This is a genomic window from Streptomyces sp. CB00455 (genome assembly GCF_001905445.1).
In the GTDB taxonomy this organism is placed as follows: domain Bacteria; phylum Actinomycetota; class Actinomycetes; order Streptomycetales; family Streptomycetaceae; genus Streptomyces.
On sequence record NZ_LIVQ01000001.1, the window covers coordinates 1,174,331 to 1,196,372 of the forward strand.

The window sequence follows — 22,042 nt, forward strand, 5'->3', positions numbered from 1 at the left end:
CAGGAGGCGGACGGTTTACGACGTGGGGATGCCGGCCACGCGGAGGGCGCGGGCCAGGTCCCGGTGGTGGGTGCCGGACAGTGCCGCGGCGGCCCGCAGCAGGCGCGGGGCGAACCACTGCGGGGCCCGGCGGGCGAGGTCGGCGGCCTCGTCCGCGGTGCGGACCCGGACGAAGGCACCGAGCAGGGCGTCGGCCTCGCGGGACCGGCCCGCGCCGCCGAGCGCGAGGGCGGCGTCGGCGATCTCGGCGGTGGGGCGGGCCGCGCCCTGGCGCAGCAGGCGGTCGCAGTCGGCTTCCCGGCCGGCGTCGCCGAGGGCGGCCGCGGCCGCGGCGAGGCGCTCCGGCGGCAGCGAGGCGGCCTCCCACAGCAGGGTGGCCCAGTCGGCCGACAGCCCGGCGCGGCCCAGCTGGTCGGCGAGGCCGGGCAGCCGGTCCGCGGGCCAGGAAGCCGCTTCGCACAACAACGCGTGCGCCTCGCCACCACGGCCCTGCGCACGCAACACGATCAGCTCACCGACCACGACCGGTGTGGCCCGGCTCCCGGGCGGGGACGACGTGCCGTGCGGGGACGACGTGCCGTGCGGCATCTCGGGGCCGAACGGCGCCCCCTGGGGCGACTCGGGGTACCCGGTCCCCTCCCAGACCCCCGACTCCGGCGCCCCGCCCGCACCGTGAGCGGCGACGCCCGCGCCGCCCCCGGCGCGGGACGACTCACCCGGGGATGCCTGCGGGTAACCGGTTCCATCCCACGACCCCGACTCCCACCATCCCGACCCCGACTCCGGTGGACCGGCCGGACCCGCGCTGAGAGTGAAGGCGGCCGGGCCGCGGACCGCGCGGGACGACTCACCCGGGGACGCCTGCGCGTAATCGGCTCCGACCCACGCCCCCGACCCCGGCGGACCGGCCGGACCCGCGCCGTGGACGAAGGCGGTCGGGCCGCCCCCCGGGCGGGGACCCGGCACGCCGGGGCCCGCCGAGGGTCCGGGCCCGGGCAGGTGGGGCAACGCTGTACCAGGGGCAGTGTCCTCGGAGCGGTCGAGCCCGGCGCGACGGAGCGAGGGAGCGGCCTCCGGGCGGCCGGAGCGCGCTCCTCGGGGGGCCGGTCCCGCGAGACCCTCCGCGTCGTGCGGACTGTCACCGTCCGGGTGGCCCGGCGGCGGCGTGAAGGCCGGGGCCTCGGGAGCCGCCGACCCGGCGTACCGCGCACCCCCGGCACGTCGCCCCCCACACGACCACCGGCCTGTGGGTGCGCCCTGGCCGCCGGTCGGGGCGTCGGGCCGCGGGTTCCGGGGCGGTGAGGGGTCGTGGGCGCCGGGGGATGCCGCGGGCGGGCGGAGGGCCGTGAGGCGGGACGTGAAGTCCTCGTGGCGGGCCGCCGCGCGGGCCGCGTCGTCCTGGGTCCAGGAGAGCTCGCGCGCCAGCGCGTCCGCCTCCGCCGGCCCGGCGGCGGCGGCGAGCCGGGCGGTCAGGCTCCGCAACGCCGCCGTCGCCGCGTCCCGCTGCGCGGCCGACTGAGCGCGCTGTAAGCGCAGTTCCTCCCACCCGCCCGGCATCCGGTCCCACGCGGCGACGGCCGCGGCCCGCAACCGCCCGGCGTATACCGTCTCGCGCGCCGCCACCTGCTCGCCGCGCGTCACCGCCAGGTCCCGCAGGAGCGACTCCAGCACGTCCCACGGCGGTATCGCGGCCCCGTCGAGACAGGCCCGGACCCCTGCCGGGTCCCGCCGCAGGAACTCCCCGTACCAACCGGCCCCGGGATCCAGTCTCTGCGTCAACCCACGCAAGTAATCGGCGAGTTGACTGATCACCAGCGAAGTCGCGGTCTCCATGGGCGCATTGGATCCCACCCGTGTTACGGGCGGGCTACGGGCGCCTCAAAGCTTGACGGCGATCGCGGTGTGCGGCCGCTTCCCCCGCCGCGCCAGCGTGGCGGGCACGTCGACGAGCCAGAACTGCCAGGTGTACTTGCGCGACATGAGCCTGCGCACCCGCCGCAGCCCCGCCTCGTCGAGCAGCCTGGCCTCGCCCTCCAGGACGGGCGCCCCCGGCGCGACGCGCCCGCGCACATCGCACGCCGTGACGGTCACCCGGCCGTTGTTGCGGATCCGCTTGACCTTCCACGTCTCCGTGCGCGTCCACACGCACAGCTCCCCGCCGTCGGCCACCGCCCACACCGGCGTCGCCACGGGTGTGCCGTCCTTGCGGAAGGTGGTGAGACTGACGTACCTCGCCCTGCCCAGCTCTTCGAGATCCATGGGCAGACCCTACGGGGGCGTGCGTGCGTGGGATACGGCCGGCCGTGGTCACCCACCCGGCTACCCGGCGCCGGGGTGGCGGCCGGCGAGGACCGATGGCGGCAAGGGGTCTCCCGGCTCCCCCGCCGGGGCCCCGCCGTCGGGGGCGGCGCAGACCGCGAACCGCACTCCCCCGCAAGGAGGGCGCCGGGAAAGCCGGACCGGCACGCCGGGACGCATGCGAGGCGGGCACGCTCCACGCCCGCCCGCACCTTCGCGCCCCCACCGCCGGCCGGGCCGTTCAGCCGCCGGGGCCGCCCGGACGGACGGACCTCAGGCGGGCACCAGCGCGCACCGCCGCATCACCTCGTCCAGGGAGAGCCCGAGGACCCCGGCGAGGGCCGCCACGGTGAAGAAGGCGGGGGTGGGGGCCCGGCCGGTCTCGATCTTGCGCAGGGTCTCGGCCGAGAGGCCGGCCCCCGCCGCGATCTCGACCATGCTGCGCGGGCCGCGCGCCTCGCGCAGCAGGGCGCCCAGGCGCTCGCCGCGCTCGCGCTCTTCGGGTGTCAGGGGGGTGCGGACCATGTCCCCATCCTACCCCGCACGGCAATAACTATCCCGTTACAGTTATACCGGTATAGTTATTGGCATGATGGAACTGAAGACGGACCGATCGATCGAACAGATGCGCGCCGCCGGCCGCGTGGTGGCCCAGGCCCTCGCGGCCGCGCGGGAGAGGGCGCGTGTGGGGGTCTCCCTGCTGGACCTGGACCGGGTGGCCCGCGGGGTCCTGCGCGAGGCGGGCGCGGCCTCGCCGTTCCTGGGCTACCGGCCCGCATTCGCTCCGGTGCCCTTCCCCGCAGTGATCTGCGCCTCGGTCAACGACGCCATCGTGCACGGCATCCCCGGGGACCACCGGCTGCGCGACGGCGACCTGGTCAGTGTCGACTGCGGGGCGCTCCTCGACGGCTGGGCCGGGGACGCGGCGGTCAGCTTCACCGTCGGCCGGGCCCGCCCCGCGGACCTGCGCCTCATCGCCACGGCCGAGGAGGCACTGGCCGCCGGCATCGCCGCCGCCGTGCCCGGCAACAGGATCGGCGACATCGCCCACGCGGTCGGCACGGTCTGCCGCGCCGCCGGCTACGGCATCCCGGAGGGCTTCGGCGGCCACGGCATCGGCCGCCGCATGCACGAGGAGCCGGGCGTTCCCAACGAGGGCCCGCCGGGGCGCGGCACGGTGCTGCGCACCGGGATGGTCCTCGCGATCGAGCCGATGGTGATCGCCGGCGGCACCGACGACTACTACTGCGATGCGGACGGCTGGACCCTGCGGACCGTCGACGGCAGCCGCGCCGCGCACGCCGAGCACACGGTCGCGATCACCGCGGACGGCCCGAGGATCCTCACCGCGCTCTGAGCAGCGCCGAGGGCCCCAGGGCCCCTCACCGCGCCCTGAACGACGCCGACGGCGCGAGGGCCGGCCGCCGGGTACGTCTGGTACGGGCCCTCACCGCGCCCTGATCACCCGGCACCCCGAGGACCCGTACCGCGTCCCGGTCACGGCTTTCCGTACGGGTGGACGACCATCGCCGAGCCGCCGCCCCGGCGGCTCGGCTCGGCCGCCGCCAGCCAGCGCCCGTCCGGCAGCCGCTGCACACCGGTGGCGGCGCCGATCTCCGGGTTCTGCCGGAAGCCATGGCCGAGCGCCTCCAGTTCCTGGCGCAGCGGGCTGTTCCAGAGCGGCGGTTCGAGCTCGGTGGTCGTCTGGTTGCGCTGGCTGGCGCGCGGCGCGGCGATCGCGTCGACCAGCGGCAGCCCCCGGTCCAGATGACCGGTCAGGACCTGCAGGACGGTCGTGATGATGGTGGCGCCGCCCGGGGAGCCCACCGCGAGCACCGGCCGCCCGTCCTCCAGCACGATGGTCGGTGACATGGACGACCGCGGCCGCTTGCCGGGGCCGGGCAGGTTCGGGTCCGGGACACCGGGGGCGGCCGGGGCGAAGGAGAAGTCGGTCAGCTCGTTGTTCAGCAGGAAGCCCCGGCCCGGCACGGTGATGGCGCTGCCGCCGGTGGACTCGATGGTGAGGGTGTAGGAGACCACGTTGCCCCAGCGGTCGGCGACCGTCAGATGGGTGGTGTTCTCCCCCTCGTAGGTGGTCGGCGCGGGCCGGCCGGTGGTGGCGCAGGGCGCCGGGTGGCGCGGGTCGCCGGGGGCGAGCGGGCTGGTCAGTGCCTGGTCGGGCTTGATCAGGCAGGCGCGGGAGTCGGCGAACCGCTGGGAGAGCAGCTCGCGCGTCGGCACGTCCTCGGCGGCCGGGTCGCCGACCCAGCGGCCCCGGTCGGCGAAGGAGATCCGGGATGCCTCGATGAAGCGGTGCAGGTACTGCGCCTCGGACAGCTTCGAGAGGTCGGTGCGCTCCAGGATGTTCAGTGCCTCGCCGACGGTGGTCCCGCCGGAGGAGGAGGGGGCCATGCCGTAGACGTCCAGCCCGCGGTAGCCCACCTGGGTGGGGGCCGGCCGTTTGGTGGCGTACGCCCGCAGGTCGCCGGTGGTCAGGTCGCCGGGGCGGACGTTGCGGGTGGCCGCCGGGTCGACGGGCGGCTTGCGGACGGCCTTGACGATGTCCTCGGCGAGGGGGCCCCGGTAGAGGGCGCCGGTGCCCTTGCGGGCGAGTTCGGCGTACGTGGCGGCCAGGTCCGGGTTCTTGAAGGTGGAGCCGACCACGGGGAGAGCGCCGCCCGGCAGGAAGAGCTCGGCGGTGTCCGGGAAGTCCTTGAAGCGGTCCTGGTTGAGCTCGGTCTGGGCGCGGAAGGTGGCGTCCACGGTGAAGCCGTCGCGGGCCAGTTTCTCGGCGGGCCGCAGCAGTTGCCCCAGCGGGCGGCTGCCCCAGGAGTCCAGGGCGCTCTTCCAGGTGGCGGGCGTGCCGGGCACGCCGACCCCGCGTCCGCTGGTCTGCCCCTCGGCGAAGGGGATGGGCACGCCGTTCTCCTGGAACAGGGAGGCGGTGGCCGTGGCGGGGGCGGTCTCGCGGCCGTCGATGGTGTGCACGCGGTGGCTGCGGGCGTCGTAGTAGACGAAGTAGCCGCCCCCGCCGATGCCGGCCGAGTAGGGCTCGGTGACGCCGAGCGCGGCGGCCGTGGCGACGGCCGCGTCCACGGCGTTGCCGCCCGAGCGCAGGACGTCGATGCCCGCCGCCGAGGCGTCCGCGTCGACACTGGCGACGGCCCCGCCGTAACCGGCGGCGACCGGCACCTTGGCCGGGGCGGCCGTCCCGGCCGCGGAGGGCGGCGCGGCGGCTCCGGTCGAGACGAGCGCGCCGGCGAGGGCGAGCAGCGGTAGAGCGCGGGCGACGGGACGGTGCATCCGGACCTCCAGTGGCAGCGTCCGCCGAGCCTAACCGGCGTTCCGCCGTCCCGTCAGGACGTCCGCGCCGCGCCGCAGTCCGCCCTTCGGGGACGGCGCCCGGCCGCCGTCGGGGGCGTCGCACCCCGGCCGGCGAAACGGCCGGCCCCGGCCTGGTGAACCGCCGCGTTCCCGGCGCTAGCATCCAGCGCATGAACGACGACGTCCGCAACATCGTGCTCGGCGTGATAGCCACCGCCGTCAGCGGCGGGTTCGGCTGGTTTTCCCGGACCTACCTCTGGCGGCGCGCGCTGCGCCGCAAACAGGCCTTCTTCGGACTGCCGACCGGGTCCGACTGCCTGTTCGTGGTCAACCGGCAGATGGGCGGCACCGATTCGTCCCTGCACCGCAACGACGCCTTCGCCCTGCTGGAGATCTCCGCCCTGATCAAGGACTGCGGGGCGAACGTACAGATCGTGACCCACGACGGGGCCCGCCAGGGCTTCGGGGAGCGGGCCGAGTTCTGTGTCGGCGGGCCGGCCTCCAACGCCCGTACGACGGCGCACCTGGTCTCCATGCTCCCGGGGGTGCGGGTCGGCACTTCCGGCGACCCCGGTCCGGACCGGGGGGCCATCTCGGTCGGCGGGGAGACCTACCGCTGGGAGAAGGGCCTGGTGGAGTACGTGCTGCTGGCGCGGCTGACGACCGGGCAGGGTTCCCGGCCGGTGTTCCTGCTGTCCGGGCAGACCGCCAACAGCAACCAGGCGGCCGCCCGGTACCTCGCCAAGCACCACAGGCAGCTGGCCCGCACCTACGGTACGGAGTCCTTCTGCATCGTGCTGAAGGTGATCAATTCGGATGCCTACGGGCCCGACGTGACCGAACTGGTGGCGGACGTCACCGGCCCGGCCCGGACACCCGCAGCGGCAGTCGTGTGATCCCGTTGATGAAGTTGGACACCAACCGCCGCGGCGGGCCGGTCAGTTCGGGCGGGGGCATGGCAGCGCACCACTCCTGGTAGAAGGTGCGCAGCTGGAGCCGGGCGAAGTGGGCGCCGAGGCAGACGTGCGGGCCGTCCCCGAAGGAGACGTGCGGATTGGGCGCGCGGTCGAGGTCGAGGCGTCCGGGGTCGGCGAAGACGCGCTCGTCGTGGTTGGCGGAGGCGTGGAAGACCACCACCTTGTCCCCGGCCCGGATGCGCTGTCCGGCCAGTTCGGTGTCGACGGCGGCGGTGCGGCGGAAGCTGAGCACCGGCGGGTGGGCGCGCAGGAGTTCCTCGACGGCCCGGTCGGCCGGCGCGTGACCCTGGGCGAGGAGCCGGTAGGCCCGTGGCGCGCGGGCCAGCGCGAGCAGGCCGCCGGGCGCCGCACTGCGCACGGTGTCGTTGCCGGCGACGGTGAGCAGGAAGAAGAACATCTCCAGCTCGGCCGGGTCCAGCCCGGCGTGGGCGAGGGCCGTCATCACGTCGTCGCCGGGGTGTGCGCGCTTGTGGGCGGCCAGTTCGCGGGCATAGGCGAACATCTCGCCGAGCAGCGCCGGTGAACGCGGGTTGAGGGGCCTGCCGTCCGGGCCGGGCAGGGGCGCGGGCGCGTCCTCGGGGTCCTGGTAGCCGATGACCCGTACGGTCCACTCCAGCAGCAGTCCGCGGTCGGCGGGCGGGACGCCCAGCAGGTCGGCGAGGTTCAGCAGCGCGTAGTCGTCGGTGACGGTGCGCACGACGTCGGCGGATCCGCCCTTGGCCGCGTCCCGGGCGCCGGCGAGCAGCGTGCGGGCCCGCTCGCGCACCCGCCCGGAGAAGGCGTCGACACGGCCGGGGGTGAAGGTGCGGGAGACCAGCCGGCGCAGCCGGCCGTGGTCCCCCGTGCTCTTCGCCGGGTCCTGGTTGAGCATGGTGCGCCGCAGGAAGGGCAGGTCGGCCGGGTCTGGGTCGCGGATCTGGGTGGCGCCGAGCCAGGAGGAGTACGTCTGGTGGTCGCGCAGGACGCGGACGACGTCGGCGTGGCGCGTGACGGCCCAGAAGCCGGGGCCGGCGTCCCACCCGGCGATCTCCGGCTCCTCCTGCCAGGCCACCGGGTGGTGGGTGCGCAGGACCCGGTAGCGGTCGTGCGGGACGCCCCCGGCGTAGATGCGGGGGTCGAAGACGTCGGGAACGCCGGGAGCCTCGTGGTCCATGGGGCCACCGTGGCGTCAGCGCCCGCGGCCCGCAAGGGGGCGTGCGGGGTGTTCAGCGGGCGATGTCGCAGCGTTCCCCGAGCAGGGCGGCGTCCGGACCGCGCAGCATGACGTCCTCGGCGGTGCTCTCGCTCGGGGCCAGGGACAGCACCGTGCACGCCAGCTGGCGCCGGGCGAGCTGTGACAGGTTCCCGATCTCGATGGGGACCCTTGCCTCCACGTAGCCGCCGGTGAGGACCGTCATGCCGAGCGAGCCGGCGTCCCGGCCCTCCAGCGCGGGCAGCTGCGTGCCGAGTCCGGCGGCCCGCTCCTGGGGGCCGGGGCCGGAGAGCAGCCGCAGCAGGGTCCCGGTGGGAGACGACGGAGGGGAGTCGACCTGGGGCGACGGGACGAGCTTTCCGTCGGGCGTCACGAAGTAGACCACGCCCGCGCGGTCGGGCGGGCCGATGACCACGGTGGCGGGGGCGCCGCTCTCGATCACCCCGGTGGGTTTGATCCCGCAGCCGGCCAGCAGCAGCGGGCCGAGCAGGGCGGCGCCGACGGCCGCGGCCTTGCGTACCCGCCTCACGCAGGGGCCTCCAGCGGCATGTCGAGGGTGAACACGGCGCCTCCGGCGGGTCCGTTGGCCGCGCACAGCGTGCCGCCGTGCAGCCGTACGTTCTCCAGGGTGATGGCGAGGCCGAGGCCGCTGCCCGCCGAGCGGGTGCGGGCGGCGTCGGCCTTGAAGAACCGGTCGAAGATGTGCGGCAGCACATCGGGGGCGATGCCGGGCCCGCTGTCGGCGACCTCGACCAGCAGCCGCGCCCCCTCGGGGGCCGGCCGGGTGGCGACGGTGACGCGGACGGGGGCGCCGCCGTGCCTGAGGGCGTTGCCGACGAGGTTGGCGAGGACCACGTCGAAGCGGCGCGGGTCGAGCCGGGCCCGGACCCCGTGCGGCAGTGCGCTGGTGACCTGCCCGTCGTCCCAGTGGCGGCGTTCGAGGGTCTTGGTGACGGCGACGGCGACGTCCACGTCGTCGAGGTTCAGTTCGGCGGCCCGGGCGTCGAAGCGGGAGATCTCCATGAGGTCCTCGACGAGGACGGCCAGCTTGCCCGTCTCGGCGCTGATCAGGCGCAGGGCCTTGGCGGTGTCGGCATCGAGGTGCTCGGCGTCCTCGTCGAGGACTTCGGTGACGGCGAGCATCCCGGCGAGCGGGGTGCGCAGCTCGTGCGAGACGTCGGCGGCGAACCGGCGGGCCCGGACCTCGGCTTCCCGCAGCTCGGTGACCGACTGTTCGAGGGCGCGGGCGCTCTCGTTGAAGGTGCGGGCCAGCCCGGCGAGTTCGTCGGAGCCCCTGACCTCGATCCGCGTGTCGAGGCGGCCCCGCCCCAGCCGCTGCGCGGCTCGCCGCATGTCCCGCACCGGGCGGAGCACACCGCGTGCGGCGAGCAGCGCGGGGACCACCGCGATCGCCAGACCCGGGACCGCGCCCTGCTTGGCGGCGTCGACCATGGCGTCGACCGTCGCCCGCTCGGTGGTCAGCGGCATCACGGCGTAGAAGACGGCGCCGGTGGGTTCCCGGCGCCCCTTGTGGGCGAAGACGGCCGGCATGGCGACGGCGAGGTAGGGGGACCCGCCGGAGTCCTCCACCCGCTGGAAGGCGCCGTGCGGATTGGCGGAGACCTGTCGGCGCAGCCGCTCGGTGACCATGCCGGAGGTGCCCGGGGCGGTGTTGGAGGAGGCGCGCAGTTCGCCGTACTCGCCGGAGACGACCCAGGGGTGCGGCTTGCCCCGTTTGCCGAGTTCGTTGACCAGGGCCTGGAGGGCTTCCTGGTCCATGGGGATGCGCAGGGCCCTGGAATCGATCTGGTCGCGCAGGGTGCTGACGGCCGTGTCCTGGCTCTGCGCGAGGATCGCGTTGCGCGCCTTCTGGTAGGTGAGGGCGGCCGTGCCCACCGCGCTGATGGCGGCGACCAGCAGGAAGGCCGCGATCAGGCGGGTCCGCAGGCCGACCGGGGCGATACGTTTCACCACCGCCGCCTACAGCGGGCCGAAGCGGTAGCCGAAACCGCGCACGGTCTGGATGTAGCGGGGGGAGGCTGCGGGGTCTTCGATCTTGTGGCGCAGGCGGCGGACGCAGGCGTCCACCAGCCGGGCGTCGGCGTGGTAGCTGTGGTCCCAGACGTATTCCAGGAGCTGCTGGCGGGAGAAGACCTGCTCGGGCGAGGCCGACAGGTGCAGCAGGAGCTTGAGTTCGCTGGGGGCGAGGGGAACGCGCTCGCCGTTCCTGGCGACGGTGAGCCCGGCACGGTCGACGGCCAGCTCGCCGTGCTGTTCGACCTCGGGGCGCAGCCCGGCCGGGTCGCTCAGGCGGCGCAGTACGGCTTTGACCCGGGCCTCTATGACCTCGGTGCGGGCGGGTTTGACGATGTAGTCGTCGGCTCCGGCCTCCAGGCCGACGACTATGTCGAAGTCGTCGCCGCGCGCGGTGAGCATAATGATCGGGACCTCGCTGGTCTCCCGGATGCGGTGGCAGACCTGCACGCCGTTCATCCCCGGCAGCATCAGGTCGAGCAGGACGAGCTCGGGGCGGAAGACGGGCATCAGGGCGAGGCCGGCCTCGCCGGTCTCGGCGGTGCTCACCTCGTGGCCGCGGCGGCTCAGTCCGAGGGCCACGCCCTCTCGGATGGAAGGGTCGTCCTCGATCAGCAGTACGCGTGGCATCCGGTCAGTATCCCAAGGTGGTTCAGGGCATTTCCCGGCGGCCGCGTCGGCGGCGCAGGGAGTCCAGCTGGTCGGTGATCTCCGTCAGACGCAGGGGTCTGGCGAGCAGGACGACGACGAGCACCAGTGCGGCGGTTCCCGCCCCGACCGCGGCGAAGTCGCCGAACCGCTCGGCGGCGCGGGCCGCGCCGTACCCGGCGGCGGCTGCCGGCGCGCAGGCGGCCAGCAGCAGCAGGTGGGTCCGTAGCGCGCTCGTTGGGCGGCCGGCCCGGGTGGTCGCCGCGCGCGGGCCGAGCCGGCGGGCGAGGGTGTACGCGGTCACGGTGGCGCCCGCGAGGAAGGCAACGGAAGAGGCCGCCGCCATGCCGGTGACCGCCCAGCGGGGGGACAGCACGAGGTAGGCGGCGACGGAGAGCCCGGCGTTCAGCGCGGCGATGACCAGGTTCAGGAAGAAGGGGGTCCGGGTGTCGGACAGGGCGTAGAAGCCGCGCGCGAGCACGTACTGCGCGGAGTAGGCGATCAGGCCGGGTGCGAAGGCCGTCAGCATTCCCGCCATCGCCTCCACGTCGGCGGCGTCGGTGCGGCCGTAGCCGAAGACGGCGCCGATCACCCACGGCGCGAGGGCGGCGAAGACGGCGGCCGCGGGGACGACGAGGGCGGCGCTGGAGCGCAGTGCGCGGGAGACGTCGCGGCGGACGGCGCCGAGGTCGCCGTCGGAGGCGGCGGAGCTCATCCGGGGCATCAGCGCCGTGACCAGGGAGACGGTGATGATGCCCTGGGGGACGATCCAGAGCTGGTAGGCGTTGCTGTAGGCGGCGTAGCCGTACCTGCCCGCGAGGTCTCCGACGGTGGTGGACAGCCGGGTCACCACCCAGTAGCCGATCTGGTTGGTGAGGACGAGCATGACCAGCCACCCTGCGTTGCGCAGCGGCCGGGTGAGGCCGCTGCCGCGCCAGTCGAAGCGGGGGCGCCAGCGGAAGCGGGCGGCGCGCAGGGAGGGGACCAGGGCGAGGGCCTGGACCACGATGCCGGCGGTGGTCCCGATGCCGAGCAGCCGGGTGTCGGCGGCGGTGAGGCCGTGCGAGGCGTCGTGGGAGAGGTACAGGAAGAGTCCGAAGACGCCGATGACCACGACGTTGTTGAGGACCGGGGTCCACATCATGGCGCCGAAGCGGCCGCGCGCGTTGAGCACTTGGCCGAGCAGGGTGAAGAGCCCGTAGAAGAGGATCTGCGGCAGGCAGAAGCGGGCCAGGGCGACGGTGGTGCTCTGCCGGGCGCCGCTGTAGGAGGGCGTGTACGCCTCGATGATCAGCGGGGTGGCGAGCACCGCGACGGCGGTGAGCGCGAGGAGCGCCACCGTGCAGGCCGTGAGCAGCCGGTCGGTGTAGGCGGCGCCGCCGTCCGCGTGCTCCTTGGCGGCGCGCACCAGCTCCGGGACGAAGACCGCGTTGAGGGCGCCGCCGACGAGCAGCATGTAGAGGATGTTGGGCACCGTGTTGGCGACGGCGTAGCTGTCGCCGAGCGCCCCGGCGCCCAGGGCGGCGACGACGACGGCGGAGCGGACGAAGCCGGTGGCGCGGGAGACGACCGAACCGGCCGCCATCAACGCGCCGCTGCGCAGCACCGAGGTCCTGGCGGCCGCCGGTGCGGCCGCGGCGGCGACCGCTGCTCCGGCCGGCGGCCCGGCCGGGTGTGCGGCGCCGGGGTGCGGGATGGATCCGCCGGCCGGGGCGGTCGTCGCGGAAGTGCCGTGGTTCACCGGCGCGCCAGGTATGCCTGGAACGCCTTGTAGAGCGCCGCGTTGCCGTATCCGTCCATCGGAGCCTCCCATTCGCCGAGGGTTTCGACGACGTGGCCACCGGTGCCGAGCTTCCAGCGCAGCAGCCCGAAGGAACGCGCCGAGGGGTCGAGGGTGGAGGGTACCCCGCGCATGTCGTATTCGTCCGCCCCGAGGGCATGTGCGTCGCACATCATGCGCCACTGCAGGGCGTTGCTCGGCCGTACTTCGCGCCGGTGGTCGGCGGAGGCCCCGGTCTGGTACCAGACCCGCTTCCCGGCGACGACCATCGTGTGCGCGGCGAGGACCTCGCCCTGGTGGACGGCCAGGTACAGGCGCATCCGGCCGGGTTCCTCGGCGTTGAGGGCCCGGTACTGCCGCTCGTAGTACGCCAGGGAACGGCCGAGCCGGAAGCCGTCGCGCTCCTCGGTCAGGCACAGCAGCCGGTGGAACTCGGGCAGGTCGGCGGCCGAACCCTCGACCGTCTCCACGCCCGCCTTCGTGGCCTTGCGCACATTGCGCCGCCATTCCTGGTTCAGCCCGGCCCACAGGTCGTCGAGGGAGCGGCCGGCCATCGGCACGCGGAAGACGTGGCGGGGCTGGGCGTCGCCGTCGTCCTCGCCGCCGCAGCGCTTCCAGCCGCGGGTGCGCAGCCGGTCGGCGAGTGCGGCCCCGACCGGGTCGACCTCGGTGGCCAGTACGTCGGAGATCTGCCGGCCGGGGCCGGTGGCGGACTTGGCGGTGGCGGCGTCCCAGCGCCGGTAGGCGGGAGCGGGTCTGATGCGAACGGCGAAGGCGCCGGCCGCCTTCAGGTGGCGCACCAGGGGCTGGAGCCAGAGGTCGATCCGCGGATCGGACCAGTCGGCGACCGGGCCTTCGGGAAGGTAGGCGAAGTATTTACGGGTGCCGGGGAACTGGCGGTAGAGGACGAGACCGGCTCCCGACATGTGTCCGTCGGGGTGGTGCCACCCGACCCTTTCGGAGCGCCAGAGGTCCTTCACTTCGGCCCAGGAGGGATACTGCAGGAAACTCGCCCGCCCGTGCCGGTAAAGGAAATTCCGGTATTCCGCGACGGAGAGGGCGCGCACCGCGGGCTCCACGTCCTGGTCCTGTCGCCGGGGCCGGGGGGCGGGGTTCACGAGCAGTGCGCACACGGTCGTCGGCCTTCCTGTACGTCCGGGGTGACGGATGCACAGGACTCTCACAGGGGTCGATGACCGCAGTGCGCGGCGATTATGACCGGACGGTGACCGTTTCGCTGCGGTCCATGTCACAACCATCAGCGCGACTTTCACCCCGCGGCACGCAACCTACAGTCGTCGTGTCCGCTCTTCATTGGCGGACGATCATTTTTCGAAAGGGGTTTTCGTTGAGCCGTACACGCCGCACCGCGCACGCCGTCGCCGCTGCCGCACTGCTGGCCGCCGCCCTGACCGCCTGCGGCGGCGGGTCGCCGACCGCGGGGGGCGGCGGCAAGGCGGAGATGAAGAAGAAGCCGGACATGGCGATATCGGTGAACCTCACGGGTGATCAGGTCAAGGCGGGAGAGCCGGTGAAGGTGACCTTGGCCGACGGCAAGTTCGCCCTCGTGAAGGTGACCGACGCGAAGGGCGGTGAACTGGCGGGGAAGATATCCGACGACGGGAAGTCGTGGACGTCTGAACGCAATGCCGCTCCGGGGGCCGAATACCGGGTCGAGGCGCAGAACACCGACAGCCAGAGCGCGAACACGCAGTTCAAGACGACCGCCGCCGACAAGGTGAACAAGGTCACGATCAATCCCGGAAAGGCCACTGGGGTGGTGGGCATCGCCCAGCCGGTCTCCCTGGTCTTCGACAATCCGGTGAAGAACAAGGCCGATGTGGAGAAGCACCTGAAGGTCACCACCTCGAACGCCACCGAGGGTTCCTGGGGCTGGTTCAAGGACTATTCCGGAAACGACCGCGTCGACTGGCGCCCCAGGGAGTACTGGAAGCCCGGCACCGACGTGAAGGTGGAGATGAACCTCAACGGGGTCGACTCCGGCCAGGGCGGCGGCTATTTCGTGCGGGACTACGACACCGGGTTCAGGATCGGCAAGGACCGCCGGATGGAGGTCGACCTCGACACCCGGAAGATGAAGGTGACCGAGGACGGGCAGGTCGTGGAGACGATTGCGGTCTCGGCCGGCACTCCGGGCGGCCAGAAGGCGTCCTGGGCCGGGAAGATGGTGCTGATGGCCAAGGAGGGCACCATCCGGATGGACTCGCAGACGGTGGGCCTCGGCGACTCCTACGACAAGATGGTCGACTCTTCGATGCGGCTGACCTGGTCCGGCATGTACGTGCACGCCGCTCCGTGGAACAGCGCCAACTTCGGCCGCGCCAACACCAGTTCCGGCTGTGTCGGGATGAGCTCCTCCGACGCCGCAGCCTTCTACGCGCGGGCGCAGCCCGGCGACCTCTTCGAGGTGGTGGGCGACGGCTCCAAGGGCACGGCGGACATCGGCAACGGCTACGGCGAGTGGAACCTCTCCTGGGACGAGTGGAAGGCGAAGAGCGCGCTGTCCGGAGCCCCGCAGAGCGGCTGAGCGGGAACCGGCCACCGACTCTCGTCCAATTGTTACCACCACGTAACTTACCGGCGGGTTACCCGCGGTAAGCCGCTCCCGTTACCGTCGGGTCGCTTTGACACCCCCCGGCGTACGCGAGGAGCGATCCATGCAACGCACCACCACCGCCGCAGCCGTGGCAACCCTGCTGGCGGCAGCCGCCCTGGGCCTGGCCCCCCACCAGGCCCAGGCGGCTCCCGCACCCACCGCGGCCGTCACCGCCGAAGCTCCTGCGGCCGCGTCCGGACCGGGCTTCCACGACATCCCCGGCTCCGGCGGCATCACCCTCAAGGGCAACGTGTTCACGCCGTCCGGTGCCACGGCGGGCAGGACGTACCCGTTGATCGTGCTGCCCACCAGCTGGGGCCTGCCGCAGATCGAATACCTCGCCCAGGCCAAGCAGCTCGCCGACTCCGGCTACGTCGTGGTCAGTTACACCTCCCGCGGCTTCTGGCTCTCCGGCGGCCGGATCGAGGTGGCCGGCCCGCCCGACACCGCCGACGTCTCCGCCGTCATCGACTGGGCCCTGGCCCACACCGCCGCCGACGCGGACCACATCGGCCTCGGCGGGGTCTCGTACGGAGCGGGCATCAGCCTGCTGGCCTCGGCGCACGATCCGAGGATCAAGGCCGTCGTCGCGCTCAGCGGCTGGGCCGACCTCATCGAGTCCATCTACTCCGGCCGCACCCAGCACCTCCAGGCCGCCGCCCTGCTCGGCGCCGCCGGCACGCTCACGGGCCGCCCCGGACCCGAACTCCAGTCGGTCCTCGGGGACTTCCTCGCCTCCCGGCTGGAGAACGAGCCGGCGATGATCGAGTGGGGCCGCAAGCGCTCGGCCGCCGACCAGGTCGACCGGATCAACGCGAACGGCGCCGCGATCATGCTGGGCAACGCCTGGGGGGACACCGTCTTCCCGCCCAACCAGTACGCGAAGTTCTTCGAGCGGCTGACCGGCCCCAAGCGGCTGGAGTTCCGCCCGGGCGATCACGCCACCGCCGAGGCCACCGGGCTGCTGGGCCTGCCCAACGACACCTGGACCAACGCCCACCGCTGGTTCGACCGCTACCTCAAGGGCGAGCGCAACGGGATCGACTCCGAGGCGCCCGTCCAGCTGAAGCCGCGCAGCGACGGCGGGTACGAGGGTTACGCCGACTGGCCGTCGGTCGGCGCCGCCGGCACCGAGAAGCTCCCGCTCTCCGACACCGAGCACCTCTTCGCCAACGTCGACTCCGGCGCCAACGGCGGCATCATCTTCCTCTCCAGTCTCCTGGACCAGCTGGTCCAGGCGCCGCCGGCCGCTTCCGTCCCGCTCCTGCCCCGCGCCTTCACCGCCGTCTGGCAGTCCGGGCGCCACGACGAGCCGCGCCGGGTCCGCGGCACCGTCAAGCTCCACACCACCGTCACCCCGACCAAGGGGGACGGGACCTTCGTCGCCTACCTCTACGACGTCGGCCCGCTCGGCATCGGCAAGCTGATCAGCAACGCCCCGTACACCTTCCACGGCCGCACGCCCGGCACGGCCTTCGGCGTGGACCTGGAGCTGTACTCCACCGCCTACGACGTGCCCGCGGGCCACCGGCTCGCCCTCGTCGTCGACACGGTCGACCCGCTCTACATCGAGCACAACCCCACCGGCGCGCAGCTGACCTTCTCCTCGCCGCGCACCGATCCCTCCTACGTCTCGGTGCCGCTGCGCGAGCAGTGATCCGCGGCTGCGGCCGGCCGGGGGCGCGGCTCCTGGGGGCTACGCCCCCGTCCGCAGCATCGCCGCGGGATCGGCGGGGGCGGGGGCGACCCCCTCGGTCTTGGGGTTGCGGCGCTGCCGGCGCGCCACCCAGGTCGCGAACCAGGACAGGAGCATGCACATCCCGATGTAGATGGGCGAGATGATCATCACGACGGGGATGAAGGGCAGGTCGTAGTCGAGGTTCGAGGCGATCAGCTTCCCGGCGTGCAGGAACTCCTCGTAGGTGATCAGGAAGCCGAGGGAGGTGTCCTTCAGGGCCACCACCAGCTGGCTGATGATGGTGGGCAGCATCGCGCGCACCGCCTGCGGGGCGAGGACGTGGGTCATCACCTGCGTCTTGCGCATGCCGAGCGCGTACGCCGCCTCGCGCTGCCCCCTTTCGACCGAGTTGATCCCCGTGCGGAAGACCTCGGCGAGCACCGATCCGTTGTAGAGGGTCAGCCCCGCCACCAGCGCGGGCAGCGGCTGGACCTTGAGGGCGACGAAGATGAAGAAGATCATCACCAGCACGGGCATGGCGCGGAAGAACTCCACGCACAGGGTGGACAGCCAGCGCAGGGGCCGGTGGACGGAGAGCCGGCCGGTGGCGAGCACCGCGCCGAGGACCAGGGACAGCACCGAGGCGTACGCGAAGGCCTTGAGGGTGTTGCGCAGGCCCCTGAGCAGCAGCTCCTGGATGCCTTCGTACCGGAAGGGACCCCACTTGGCCGCGGTGAACTGGTGGGTGTCGAAGAGCAGGTGCAGGATCCAGCCGGCCAGGGCGAGGATCAGCACCGTCGAGAGGACCCCGTAGAGGAGGTGCCGGCGGCGGGCCCTGGGTCCCGGGATGTCGTAGAGGGCGGTGGAAGCCGTGTCCCCGTAGAGCGCGTGCGCGGTCATCGGGCGACTCCGTAGCGCTTCTCCAGCACGTTGAAGAGCGCGCTGATGGACAGGGTGATGATCAGGTAGCCGACGGCGATCCAGACGAAGGTCCAGACGATGCTGTATCCCAGCTCGTTGAGGGTCTTGTAGGTCCCCAGCAGCTCGGTGACGCTGAAGGCGCCGGCGATCGCGGAGTTCTTGGCGAGCGCGATCAGCGTGGAGCCGATGGGCGGGATGACGGACCGGAAGGCCTGCGGCAGCACCACCGTGCTCAGCGTCTGCCCGAAGGACATGCCGAGGCTGCGGGCCGCCTCGCCCTGGCCCTTGGGCACCGTGTTGATGCCCGAGCGCAGCACCTCGCAGATGAAGGCGGAGGTGTAGCAGCCCAGCGCCAGGACGGCGAAGACCTCGAAGGGCAGGACCAGCCCGAAGCGGGGCAGGCCCAGCAGTACGGCGAAGAAGAGCAGGGTGAGCGGGGTGTTGCGGAGCACGGTGACCCAGACGGTGCCGAAGGCCCGGAAGGAGCCGACGGGGGCGACCCGGAAGGAGGCCATGAGGAAGCCCAGGACCAGGGCCAGCAGGGAGGCGTAGACGGTCAGTTCGACCGTGCCGAAGAAGCCCTGCGAGTAGAGCGCGAAGTTCTCGGTGAGTACGTCCATGACGGTGCCCGTCTCCTTCAGCTCGCCGGGTAGCGGTCGATGGGCGGCGGCGTCGGCGCCGGCACGCCGGACAGGCCGAGGGTGGCCTCGTAGGCGCGTTTCCAGTCGCCGTTCTTCTCCTGGGCCTCCAGGGCGTCGTCGAGGGCGAAGCGCAGGGCGTTGTCGCCGCGCGGGACACCGATGCCGTAGGGCTCCTTGGAGAAGGGCTTGCCGACCACCTTGAGCTCCTCGGGGACCTTGGCGGCGTAGCCGAGGAGGATGGAGTCGTCGGTGGAGACCGCGTCGACCTGGTAGGTGAGGAGGTTGTCGACGCAGACCGAGTAGGTGTCGTAGGCGACGAGGTCCGCCTGGGGGAACTCCTTCTGCAGCCGCTGGAAGGGCGTGGAACCCGCGGCCGAGCAGACCTTCTTGCCGGCGAGGTCCTGCGGGCCCTTGATGTCCTTCTCGTCGCGGCGGACCAGCAGGGACTGGCCGGCCATGAAGTAGGGGCCGGCGAAGCCGACCTGCTTCTTGCGGTTGTCGTTGATCGTGTAGGTGCCGACGTAGTAGTCGATCTGGCCGTTCTGCAGGGCCGTCTCGCGGTTGGCGGAGGCGATGGTCCGGAATTCGATCGTCTTGGGGTCGAAGCCGAGCGAGGCCGACACCATCTTGGCGATCTCGATGTCGAAGCCGGAGTAGCGGCCGCTCGCCGGGTCCTTCTCCCCCATGTAGGGCTGGTCCTCCTTGGCGCCCACCACCAGGTGGCCGCGGCGCCTGGCCCGCTCCCAGGTGGGGGAAGAGGGCAGCCGGAAGGCGCTGTCGACCTTGTACGCGGGCAGGTCCTCGGGCTGCGGGCCCTTGACCGGCGGGCTGCCGGACTTGCCGCAGCCGGTGACGGCGGCGACGGCCAGCAGGAGGGCGGCGAGGGCGCGGGCGGGAATCATCGGGCCGGCCTCCTCAGTGCTTCAAGATCTTGGAGAGGAAGTCCTTGGCCCGGTCGCTCTCGGGGGCGGTGAAGAACTCCTCCGGGGTGCGGTCCTCGATGATCCTGCCGTCGGCCATGAACACGATGCGGTTGGCGGCGGAGCGGGCGAAGCCCATCTCGTGGGTCACCACGACCATGGTCATGCCCTCGGCGGCGAGCTGCTGCATGACCTCCAGCACCTCGTTGATCATCTCCGGGTCGAGCGCGGAGGTGGGTTCGTCGAAGAGCAGGGCCTTGGGGTCCATGGCGAGGGCGCGGGCGATGGCCACGCGCTGCTGCTGCCCGCCGGAGAGCTGGGCGGGGAACTTGTCGGCCTGGTCGGCGAGGCCGACGCGCTCCAGGAGCTCCCGCGAGCGCTCGTCCGCCTCGTCCCTCTTGCGGCCGCGGACCTTCACCTGGGCGAGCGAGACGTTGGCGAGGACGGTCTTGTGCGCGAAGAGGTTGAAGGACTGGAAGACCATCCCGACCTCGGCGCGGAGCCGGGCCAGTTCCTTGCCCTCGTCGGGCAGCGGCTTCCCGTCGAGCAGGATCGTGCCCGATTCGACGGTCTCCAGCCGGTTGATCGTCCGGCAGAGGGTCGATTTGCCGGAGCCGGAGGGGCCGATGACCACCACCACCTCCCCGCGGCCGACGGTGAGGTTGATGTCCTTGAGGACGTGCAACGCCCCGTAGTGCTTGTTCACGTCCCGCAGCTCGATCAACGGATCGACGGCCATGCGCTGCCCTGCCCACTTGTCGGTGTCGAGGTCAGCGCAAACTATCCAGCGCGCGAAGGGCACTTCACCTCGACACGCCTAAAGGGGGCATAAACCTCACGCAGGCCCCGGCACGGCGCCGCCGCGAACCCGCCGGACCTCCAGGCGGCAGCCCCGGGCCGTCCTCAGCCCTCGGACGCCTCGGCGTAGGCCTGGCTGAGTTCCGGGGAGCCGGTCATGGCCCAGGACACGCCCGACTCGATCACGTTGAGCTCCCGGCCGGATGCCAGCCGGATCACCGGCTGCCCGTTGGGCCACACCTGCCAGGCGGCGCCCGGGATCGTGCGGATGATCACGGTCCCGAGGTAGAAGCCGGCGTCGTTGCCGAGCCACGGGACGATCTCGGGATCCCGCCGCCAGCGGGGCATCAGCTGGTCGAGCGCGGCCAAGGAGCCCGGACTCTCGTCGAGTTGCAGCCCCGCGGACCTCGCCTGGTCACGCAGCAACTCGCACTCCGAGAACAGCTCGGCGACGCCCTCGGGATCGTCCGCGAGGGCGGCGGCGAGACCCGCACCCCGTTCCGTTTCGTGCCGGTTCAGCCAGTTGCCCAGGAAAGGGATGTTCATACCGCCCAGCGTCGCACCAGGATCCCCCGCGGGCCATAGGGCGCGCCTGGATCGCCCGCCCGGATCGGCGGGCGGCGGCGCCGGCCCGCGGGCGGCGCCGGCCCGCGCTCAGCGGCCGAGGTCGAGGTCGAGGTCCACGACGACCGGGGCGTGGTCGGAGGCGCCCTTGCCCTTGCGTTCCTCGCGGTCGACGTAGGCGTCGGTGACGGCCTTGGCGAAGGGTTCGTTCCCGTACACCAGGTCGATGCGCATGCCCCTGTTCTTCGGGAAGGCGAGCATCCGGTAGTCCCAGAAGGTGTACGGACGGTCGTACTTGAGTGCGCGCGGGAACACGTCCGACAGCCCGGCGGTGCGCAGCGCCTCCAGCGCGGCGCGCTCGGCGGGGGTGACGTGCGTGGCGCCCGCGAAGACCGCCGGGTCGTAGACGTCCTCGTCGGTCGGGGCCACGTTGAAGTCGCCGAGCACCGCGAAGGGGCGGGGGCCCGCCGCGTCCTCGGAGACGGCGGCGGCCAGGGCGCGGAACCAGTCCAGCTTGTAGCCGTAGTGGTCGTGCTCGACCTCGCGGCCGTTGGGCACGTAGACCGACCAGACGCGCACCCCGTCGCAGGTGGCGGAGATGGCGCGGGGTTCCTGGACGCCCTCGTAGTCCGGCCCGCCGGGCAGGCCCAGGACCACGTCCTCCAGGCCGACCCGGGAGATCAGGGCCACGCCGTTCCACCGGCCGGTCGCGTTCACGGCCGACTCGTAGCCCAGCTCGCGCAGCTCGTCGTGCGGGAACTGCTCCGCCGAGCACTTGGTCTCCTGGACGCACAGGACATCCGTACCGGAGCTCTCCAGCCAGGCCAGCAGGCGCGGCAGCCGGGCGGTGATGGAGTTGACGTTGTACGTGGCGATACGCATGCGTCCCAACCTACCGCCCGGCACCGACAGTCACAGCGTGGCGGCTTCCCCGGGGGCGAGGCGGGTGTACTCGGCGCCGCCGAGGTTCGCGACGTGCGTGCCGTACAGCGGCAGGGCCACCTCGCCGAGGAGTGCGTCGTGGATGGCCAGGGTCCGCCGCGGCCCGACCTCGCGCACGTAGTCGATCACTTCGGCGATCTTGTTCCAGGGTGCGTGCAGCGGGAGCATCAGCGTCTCCACCGGGGCCCCGGGCACCGTCAGCGCGTCCCCGGGGTGGAACAGCGAACCCTCCACCAGGTAGCCGACATTGGTGACCCGCGGGAGGTCCGGGTGGATCACGGCGTGCAGTTCGCCGTGCACCTGGACCTCGAAACCGGCCGCGGTGAAGGTGTCGCCGTGACCGACGGTGTGGACCCGGCCCGGATAGGCCGGCGCCAGCTTCTCGGCCACGCTGCGCAGCGTCCACACGGCCGCCGCGGGGTTGGCGTCGAGCGCCGCGCGCAGCCGGCCCTCCTCGAAGTGGTCGGGGTGCTCGTGCGTGACCAGCAGGGCGTCCGCCCCCAGGCCCGCGTCCGGTTCGCTGAAGGCGCCCGGGTCGATGACGAGCGTGCGCCCGTCCTTCTCCAGCTGGACGCAGGAATGCAGCCGCTTGGTGAGCTTCATGATCCCAGGCTAAGGGATGTCCCGTGATCCCCTGTGGGTCGGCGTACGGCGTCGGATGCGCTGCATCGCACGGCGCGGGGGCGCCCCCGTACCCGGCGTATTCGG

21 protein-coding genes are annotated in these 22,042 nt (G+C 72.8%); 4 read left to right on the plus strand and 17 right to left on the minus strand.

Annotated elements, in window-relative coordinates:
- Positions 1 to 15 precede the first annotated feature (15 nt).
- From AMK16_RS05370 to AMK16_RS05380, 3 genes are all read right to left on the minus strand, one after another.
- Positions 16 to 1,779 (minus strand): hypothetical protein, encoded by a 1,764-nt coding sequence (locus AMK16_RS05370; protein WP_143196796.1) that lies wholly within the window; start codon positions 1,777 to 1,779, stop codon positions 16 to 18.
- A gap of 99 nt (positions 1,780 to 1,878) precedes the next feature.
- A complete protein-coding gene (locus tag AMK16_RS05375; RefSeq protein WP_073909177.1) occupies positions 1,879 to 2,259 on the minus strand; it encodes a PPOX class F420-dependent oxidoreductase in 381 nt (126 codons plus the stop codon).
- Positions 2,260 to 2,571: 312 nt separating this feature from the next.
- Positions 2,572 to 2,823, minus strand: coding sequence for a helix-turn-helix domain-containing protein (locus tag AMK16_RS05380; protein WP_073909180.1), 252 nt, complete (start codon positions 2,821 to 2,823; stop codon positions 2,572 to 2,574).
- Between the two features lie 64 nt (positions 2,824 to 2,887).
- Between AMK16_RS05380 and map the strand changes: the two genes are divergently transcribed.
- On the plus strand, positions 2,888 to 3,655 hold the full coding sequence (gene map, locus AMK16_RS05385) for a type I methionyl aminopeptidase (RefSeq protein ID WP_073909182.1): 768 nt from the start codon (positions 2,888 to 2,890) through the stop codon (positions 3,653 to 3,655).
- Positions 3,656 to 3,795: 140 nt separating this feature from the next.
- Here the strand turns inward: map and ggt are convergent, their stop codons facing one another.
- Positions 3,796 to 5,601, minus strand: a complete 1,806-nt coding sequence (gene ggt / locus AMK16_RS05390; RefSeq protein WP_073909185.1) for a gamma-glutamyltransferase — start codon at positions 5,599 to 5,601, stop codon at positions 3,796 to 3,798.
- A gap of 191 nt (positions 5,602 to 5,792) precedes the next feature.
- On the opposite strand from ggt, the gene AMK16_RS05395 reads away from it, so the two are divergent.
- The gene (locus AMK16_RS05395; RefSeq protein ID WP_073909187.1) at positions 5,793 to 6,518 is read left to right on the plus strand and encodes a hypothetical protein; all 726 of its coding nucleotides are present in this window, start codon (positions 5,793 to 5,795) and stop codon (positions 6,516 to 6,518) included.
- On the opposite strand, the gene AMK16_RS05400 is transcribed toward AMK16_RS05395, so the two are convergent.
- The 6 genes from AMK16_RS05400 to AMK16_RS05425 are packed head-to-tail and all read right to left on the minus strand — an operon-like array spanning position 6,478 to position 13,386.
- On the minus strand, positions 6,478 to 7,752 hold the full coding sequence (locus tag AMK16_RS05400) for a cytochrome P450 (RefSeq protein WP_073909190.1): 1,275 nt from the start codon (positions 7,750 to 7,752) through the stop codon (positions 6,478 to 6,480). The genes AMK16_RS05395 and AMK16_RS05400 overlap by 41 nt on opposite strands.
- A 52-nt stretch (positions 7,753 to 7,804) precedes the next feature.
- Entirely contained in the window at positions 7,805 to 8,320 is a 516-nt protein-coding gene (locus AMK16_RS05405) for a hypothetical protein (RefSeq protein ID WP_073909192.1), read from the minus strand.
- Positions 8,317 to 9,765, minus strand: coding sequence for a sensor histidine kinase (locus tag AMK16_RS05410; RefSeq protein ID WP_073909195.1), 1,449 nt, complete (start codon positions 9,763 to 9,765; stop codon positions 8,317 to 8,319). The genes AMK16_RS05405 and AMK16_RS05410 overlap by 4 nt, the downstream gene beginning before the upstream one ends.
- 6 nt (positions 9,766 to 9,771) lie before the next feature.
- The gene (locus AMK16_RS05415; protein WP_073909197.1) at positions 9,772 to 10,455 is read right to left on the minus strand and encodes a response regulator transcription factor; all 684 of its coding nucleotides are present in this window, start codon (positions 10,453 to 10,455) and stop codon (positions 9,772 to 9,774) included.
- 22 nt (positions 10,456 to 10,477) lie between these two features.
- On the minus strand, positions 10,478 to 12,286 hold the full coding sequence (murJ, locus tag AMK16_RS05420) for a murein biosynthesis integral membrane protein MurJ (protein WP_079191321.1): 1,809 nt from the start codon (positions 12,284 to 12,286) through the stop codon (positions 10,478 to 10,480).
- Positions 12,211 to 13,386, minus strand: a complete 1,176-nt coding sequence (locus tag AMK16_RS05425) for a lipid II:glycine glycyltransferase FemX (RefSeq protein WP_073909200.1) — start codon at positions 13,384 to 13,386, stop codon at positions 12,211 to 12,213. Before AMK16_RS05425 ends, murJ begins: the two co-directional genes overlap by 76 nt.
- A 215-nt stretch (positions 13,387 to 13,601) precedes the next feature.
- On the opposite strand from AMK16_RS05425, the gene AMK16_RS05430 reads away from it, so the two are divergent.
- On the plus strand, positions 13,602 to 14,801 hold the full coding sequence (locus AMK16_RS05430; protein ID WP_242438596.1) for a L,D-transpeptidase: 1,200 nt from the start codon (positions 13,602 to 13,604) through the stop codon (positions 14,799 to 14,801).
- Positions 14,802 to 14,931: 130 nt separating this feature from the next.
- Complete coding sequence (locus AMK16_RS05435; protein ID WP_073909202.1) at positions 14,932 to 16,527, plus strand: CocE/NonD family hydrolase; 1,596 nt, start codon at positions 14,932 to 14,934, stop codon at positions 16,525 to 16,527.
- 39 nt (positions 16,528 to 16,566) lie between these two features.
- On the opposite strand, the gene AMK16_RS05440 is transcribed toward AMK16_RS05435, so the two are convergent.
- The 7 genes from AMK16_RS05440 to AMK16_RS05470 all read right to left on the minus strand — a co-directional run bounded on the left by AMK16_RS05440 (position 16,567) and on the right by AMK16_RS05470 (position 21,937).
- A complete protein-coding gene (locus AMK16_RS05440) occupies positions 16,567 to 17,448 on the minus strand; it encodes an amino acid ABC transporter permease (RefSeq protein WP_073909205.1) in 882 nt (293 codons plus the stop codon).
- Positions 17,445 to 18,089 carry an amino acid ABC transporter permease gene (locus AMK16_RS05445; protein ID WP_073909207.1) on the minus strand — a complete coding sequence of 215 codons (645 nt, stop codon included), beginning with the start codon at positions 18,087 to 18,089 and terminating at the stop codon, positions 17,445 to 17,447. Before AMK16_RS05445 ends, AMK16_RS05440 begins: the two co-directional genes overlap by 4 nt.
- A gap of 17 nt (positions 18,090 to 18,106) precedes the next feature.
- Positions 18,107 to 19,012, minus strand: a complete 906-nt coding sequence (locus AMK16_RS05450; protein ID WP_073909210.1) for a glutamate ABC transporter substrate-binding protein — start codon at positions 19,010 to 19,012, stop codon at positions 18,107 to 18,109.
- A gap of 13 nt (positions 19,013 to 19,025) precedes the next feature.
- Positions 19,026 to 19,769: an amino acid ABC transporter ATP-binding protein gene (locus AMK16_RS05455; RefSeq protein WP_073909213.1), complete on the minus strand. Its 744-nt coding sequence runs from the start codon at positions 19,767 to 19,769 to the stop codon at positions 19,026 to 19,028.
- A 164-nt stretch (positions 19,770 to 19,933) separates the two neighbouring features.
- The gene (locus tag AMK16_RS05460; RefSeq protein WP_073909215.1) at positions 19,934 to 20,374 is read right to left on the minus strand and encodes a DUF6278 family protein; all 441 of its coding nucleotides are present in this window, start codon (positions 20,372 to 20,374) and stop codon (positions 19,934 to 19,936) included.
- Positions 20,375 to 20,482: 108 nt separating this feature from the next.
- Complete coding sequence (locus AMK16_RS05465) at positions 20,483 to 21,274, minus strand: exodeoxyribonuclease III (protein ID WP_073909219.1); 792 nt, start codon at positions 21,272 to 21,274, stop codon at positions 20,483 to 20,485.
- Between the two features lie 30 nt (positions 21,275 to 21,304).
- Positions 21,305 to 21,937: an MBL fold metallo-hydrolase gene (locus tag AMK16_RS05470; RefSeq protein WP_073909221.1), complete on the minus strand. Its 633-nt coding sequence runs from the start codon at positions 21,935 to 21,937 to the stop codon at positions 21,305 to 21,307.
- Between the last annotated feature and the right edge of the window lie 105 nt (positions 21,938 to 22,042).

Bases quoted from the DNA above. Each gene is read 5' to 3' on its own strand.
- AMK16_RS05375 (WP_073909177.1), bottom strand. From the start codon at position 2,259: ATGGATCTCGAAGAGCTGGGCAGGGCGAGGTACGTCAGTCTCACCACC.
- AMK16_RS05380 (WP_073909180.1), bottom strand. From the start codon at position 2,823: ATGGTCCGCACCCCCCTGACACCCGAAGAGCGCGAGCGCGGCGAGCGC.
- map (WP_073909182.1), top strand. From the start codon at position 2,888: ATGATGGAACTGAAGACGGACCGATCGATCGAACAGATGCGCGCCGCC.
- ggt (WP_073909185.1), bottom strand. From the start codon at position 5,601: ATGCACCGTCCCGTCGCCCGCGCTCTACCGCTGCTCGCCCTCGCCGGC.
- AMK16_RS05395 (WP_073909187.1), top strand. From the start codon at position 5,793: ATGAACGACGACGTCCGCAACATCGTGCTCGGCGTGATAGCCACCGCC.
- AMK16_RS05400 (WP_073909190.1), bottom strand. From the start codon at position 7,752: ATGGACCACGAGGCTCCCGGCGTTCCCGACGTCTTCGACCCCCGCATC.
- AMK16_RS05415 (WP_073909197.1), bottom strand. From the start codon at position 10,455: ATGCCACGCGTACTGCTGATCGAGGACGACCCTTCCATCCGAGAGGGC.
- murJ (WP_079191321.1), bottom strand. From the start codon at position 12,286: ATGGGAGGCTCCGATGGACGGATACGGCAACGCGGCGCTCTACAAGGC.
- AMK16_RS05435 (WP_073909202.1), top strand. From the start codon at position 14,932: ATGCAACGCACCACCACCGCCGCAGCCGTGGCAACCCTGCTGGCGGCA.
- AMK16_RS05440 (WP_073909205.1), bottom strand. From the start codon at position 17,448: ATGACCGCGCACGCGCTCTACGGGGACACGGCTTCCACCGCCCTCTAC.
- AMK16_RS05445 (WP_073909207.1), bottom strand. From the start codon at position 18,089: ATGGACGTACTCACCGAGAACTTCGCGCTCTACTCGCAGGGCTTCTTC.
- AMK16_RS05450 (WP_073909210.1), bottom strand. From the start codon at position 19,012: ATGATTCCCGCCCGCGCCCTCGCCGCCCTCCTGCTGGCCGTCGCCGCC.
- AMK16_RS05455 (WP_073909213.1), bottom strand. From the start codon at position 19,769: ATGGCCGTCGATCCGTTGATCGAGCTGCGGGACGTGAACAAGCACTAC.
- AMK16_RS05460 (WP_073909215.1), bottom strand. From the start codon at position 20,374: ATGAACATCCCTTTCCTGGGCAACTGGCTGAACCGGCACGAAACGGAA.
- AMK16_RS05465 (WP_073909219.1), bottom strand. From the start codon at position 21,274: ATGCGTATCGCCACGTACAACGTCAACTCCATCACCGCCCGGCTGCCG.
- AMK16_RS05470 (WP_073909221.1), bottom strand. From the start codon at position 21,937: ATGAAGCTCACCAAGCGGCTGCATTCCTGCGTCCAGCTGGAGAAGGAC.